The organism is Flavihumibacter sp. CACIAM 22H1 (genome assembly GCF_001601815.1).
Lineage (GTDB): Bacteria > Bacteroidota > Bacteroidia > Chitinophagales > Chitinophagaceae > Flavihumibacter.
Map to the genome: position 1 here is coordinate 10,701 of NZ_LUKG01000007.1, position 4,156 is coordinate 14,856.

Consider the following 4,156-nt stretch of genomic DNA (forward strand, 5'->3'; position numbering starts at 1 on the left):
AGGTATGATGCTTTGTTCCGTGGTATTGCTGGCCGGGTTTAACCTCATTCAATTCAGCCGGCGGTATAAACTGCTCCGGCGCCAGCAGCAAGACCAGCAAACCATGCAGCTCTTAAGAGAAACCATCCGGGAAAAAACGCAGTTCCAGGAAGCCCTTATCCGGGAAAAAGAACGATTAAACTTTGTACTGGAAGGCACCAATGCGGCTACCTGGGAATGGAATATTCAAACCGGTCAGCTCACCTATAATGAAACCTGGGCCAGCCTTATAGGTTATACCTTGGAGGAAATTCAGCCGATCGATCAAAATACCCTTGCCCGCTTTGCACACCCCGACGACCTGGAAGAAGCCAATAACAGGGTAAGCAATTGCCTGCGCGATCAAAGCCTGTTTTACGAGGCTACCTACCGGATGAAACATAAAGACGGCCACTGGGTCTGGATTTTGGACAGGGGTAAGGTAGTCAGTGCTACAGAAACGGGCGCACCCCTGAAAATGTTTGGAACCCATGTTGATATAAGTCCACTTAAAGAAAGCAATGAAGAACTGACAAGATTTGCGTCTGTTGCATCGCACGACATGAAAGAACCTTTGCGAATGATCAGTTCCTTTATGCGGCTGCTTCAAAAAAATTACGAGCAGCTACTGGATGCGAAAGCCCGGCAATACATCCATTATGCCATGGATGGGGCAGAACGGATGACGGCGCTGATCCAGGAGTTGCTGGCCTATGCCCATGCCGGCGGCATGCAGCATAATAAACGCGAATGGATCAACTGCGCCGACCTGCTGAACCAGATTGCTGTATTGAATAAAGCGCAGCTTGATGACCAGGGTGCCGTCTTAAAAATTGGCGAATTGCCGATGGTATACGCCAACAAAACCCCTTTGAAGCTGTTGTTTCAAAACCTGATCAGCAATGCGCTGAAATACCAGCTGCCAGAGGTTCAACCTATACTTGAAATAACCGCAACAGAAGATAATTTTTACTGGCAATTTTCGGTAAGTGACAACGGAATCGGCATCCCCCCCGAGCACCGCGAAGAAGTATTTCATTTATTTAAGCGCCTGCCTACCCAACATGAATACAGCGGCTCCGGCATGGGCCTGGCAACCTGCAAACGGATCGTAGAACAACATGGCGGAAAAATATGGATTGATGACAATGGAAGTACAGGAACTATACTTACATTTACTATTCGCAAAACAGCCTGAGTCCAATGAAATCAATTCATGTATTGCTCGTTGAAGACAACGAAGGGGATATATTGTTAACAATGGAAGCGCTAGAAGAAGGTAAACTGGTCAACAAAATCAGCATTGCCAGAGACGGTAAAGAAGCCATCGATTTTCTTCAAAAAAAAGACAGGTTTACCTCGGAACACGCACCAGACTTGATTTTACTGGATGTTAACCTTCCTAAAAAAAACGGCCACGAAGTTTTACAATTCATAAAAACATCGGATGAGTTCAAACATATTCCGGTAATAATGCTAACCACTTCCTCCTCCTACAAAGACATCAATGTTTCTTATACCAACCACGCTAACTGTTATATAACCAAACCAGTAGAAGTGGAAGAGTTTTTCAAAGTAGTGATCCAGATAGAAAACTTCTGGGTCAATATCGTAAAATTACCATCGTAATTTATACAACATTACAGCTTCGCCAATACCATCTTAGATTCAGCCAGTACCTGCGAAGCATCCAATACTTCCAGCAACTGATTCCATTGTGCCGCCTTTAGATGACGCTGATTATATTTCTTGTTAATGGTGAGATGTACCTGGTTATTTTCAATTTTGGCCGTTGACACCAGTGTTCCTGCCTCATTCTGAACTGTTTTCTCCAGGTTTTCCAGCCCTTTTACTGCATATCCTTCCGGAATCGCAAAAACTATTTTCCATTGATACCTGGCCGGGAACCCTATATCCACAGGCAGTGAACGATCGCGTTCTTTTTTCTCAATTTTTTGCTGCAAACCGATCAGCGCAGGCAAGGAAAGAATCAGGTCCTCCCCCGCTTTGGCAGTAGTTTCAGAGAGCTCAAATTCCTCAACATAACGCAATCCTTGTTTCTTAAGGCTTCGTCCGTCATTGATAACTTTAAATGACTTATAGTTTTCAACACTGTGGCCATACAATTCCTCTGCCAGCTCTTTCATCAATTTAGGCTTTTCGGTTTTCCATTTGTTCTTAGCCTCCTGGAAACGTTCTGTCATTTTATCCTGTTCAACGGCGCTTAGACCGTCCCAGGGACCATCACCCCCATAATTACGAAAATCCTGCTCCATATAAGGTGTCAGTGCCAGCAATTCGTCTATGTTCCTGAGTTTTACCAGGCCTGCAACCTCCGCCTCTTTTTTCACAATGAACCCTGTTTTGCGGTCGTTCAGCGCTACTGCCAACAGTGTTTTATAACTATTGGTGAGTGTGTCTGCAATAGGAATATCAATATTTTCAACGGCCTTATCCGCTTCCTTATTACTGAACTGCACGGCCCTGTTTCCTGCTAAATAAATAGGCACATCGTTGGGATTCAGGTGTTCGTCCGGATTTACATAATAAGTATCCTTGTACTTAATTATCCAGGCAAGCTCCTGGTTAAAAGATAACTTATCAATATTGGTTCGGCTATTGATAGTTGTAGCAAGTACCTGGTGTTCTATCCCACGCCTGGTAAGCAGTGCAGATAAAACTTTTGCAAACCCATAATCGTTCCAGTTATTATACATCGTTACCGACCGGATGGTATAATAAGCCTTGTCTATAAACTCTTTTTCAGGTCCGTCATAAGCGCCTCTTTTCCGAAGCAGCCGATACATTTCATCCACCGTTGCTTTTACGGAGGCAGGCAAACCTCTTACATACTCACCGGATTCCTGGATTTTTTCCGGCGCAAACCAAAGTTGCCTGGCCTTATTGGCAAACTCTTCCTGGCTGATATCTGTTTTTGAAGATGTTTCAGTGGGTAACCAGATAAAATTCTTCCCTGAATTACGGGCGTAAATTACCTGGAACTTAAGGGAAGGCATTTCTATATACTCGTTTACGTAACGTGTATCTTTTCTTTTGTCTCTGGATTGGTCTACCCATTTATATATTTTCCTGCCTGCTGCCTGGGTAACGCTGAAATCCGCAGCGCCTTTCAGGTTTTTATAACCCAGAAAATAGTTTTCGTCCTGTGTAATAATTTCCAGCGCCTGCCTGGCAACCGGCAACTCCCGGTTACACAAATAATAAACAGGATCAAATTCCTTGTAATTGGGGTTATGGCTGAAGGAACGGGTATTCAGGTGACGAAATGCATATTCAATTATATCTCCTTCCAGCAGATCCGGCACGGCCACTTTAAAATAATCTGGCCGGTACCTTGCACTAAACCGCTCATCGGTATAACCCCTGAAAATTCCAGGCGTGGCCGTAGGGTCGCCCAGTTCAATGGCTTCTGATAAATCCACCGGTTTTACGGTGCCGTCCTTTTTTATCACCCTTGCTTCGAAGGCGTCCGATTCCATCGCCAACCTGAAATAAAGCACGGCATATTGCTCTACAGCAAATTTGTCGCGCAGCAGGATTTTCCTCCTTTCCGTTTCTTCTACCAGCATGCGGGTTTCATTCCGGGCGTTTGCCAGGTAAATAGAGGAGCCCAGGGTTGGTACGGCCAGCAATGCACCAAAGAAATTACGGCTGATGCGTTTACCCACGCTCAATCCCTTTTTATCAAAATCAAAGCTTGTTTTTTGTGACAATATAACCCCACTTTCATCCAGCCATTGATCCGAACTAAGTGCTTTAAAATCCGGATCCGTATCATCCAGTAGTGGTGCCGCTTTCGCATTTTTTTTCAACAGATCCAGTTCTTTGGAACCAATTCGCTGCTGGGCAATGCCCGGTAAAGCAAGCAGGTTATAGACAAAAGTTAAGGTCAATACGTACGATAAGCGCATGGCGGACAATTTCCTGGTTTATAATTGAATACTGATGGTGGTTCGGTTAAACTCCTTTATATGCTGAAGAAATGCTTTCCAGTCGGCAAATTGCTGGGGCTGAATAACGGGAGATTGCAATTGCATTTTTTTTGTAAGCCGCAAGTTGTTTTTTTCCAGCTTGTATCTGTGCTTGCATGGTATTTTCACCAAAAGCGGTTTCAAAT

3 protein-coding genes are annotated in these 4,156 nt (G+C 44.4%); 2 read left to right on the forward strand and 1 reads right to left on the reverse strand.

The features are described from left to right. Together A1D16_RS03640 and A1D16_RS03645 are read left to right on the forward strand one after the other, a co-directional pair. Window positions 1–1,216, forward strand: a 1,216-nt coding sequence (locus A1D16_RS03640; RefSeq protein WP_290707867.1) for a PAS domain-containing sensor histidine kinase, incomplete at its 5' end; no start/stop codon positions are given. A 5-nt stretch (window positions 1,217–1,221) separates the two neighbouring features. Then, the gene (locus A1D16_RS03645) at window positions 1,222–1,647 is read left to right on the forward strand and encodes a response regulator (RefSeq protein WP_290707868.1); all 426 of its coding nucleotides are present in this window, start codon (window positions 1,222–1,224) and stop codon (window positions 1,645–1,647) included. Window positions 1,648–1,658: 11 nt separating this feature from the next. Here the strand turns inward: A1D16_RS03645 and A1D16_RS03650 are convergent, their stop codons facing one another. Further along, window positions 1,659–3,950 (reverse strand): DUF3857 domain-containing protein, encoded by a 2,292-nt coding sequence (locus A1D16_RS03650; RefSeq protein ID WP_290707869.1) that lies wholly within the window; start codon window positions 3,948–3,950, stop codon window positions 1,659–1,661. Window positions 3,951–4,156: the final 206 nt, after the last annotated feature.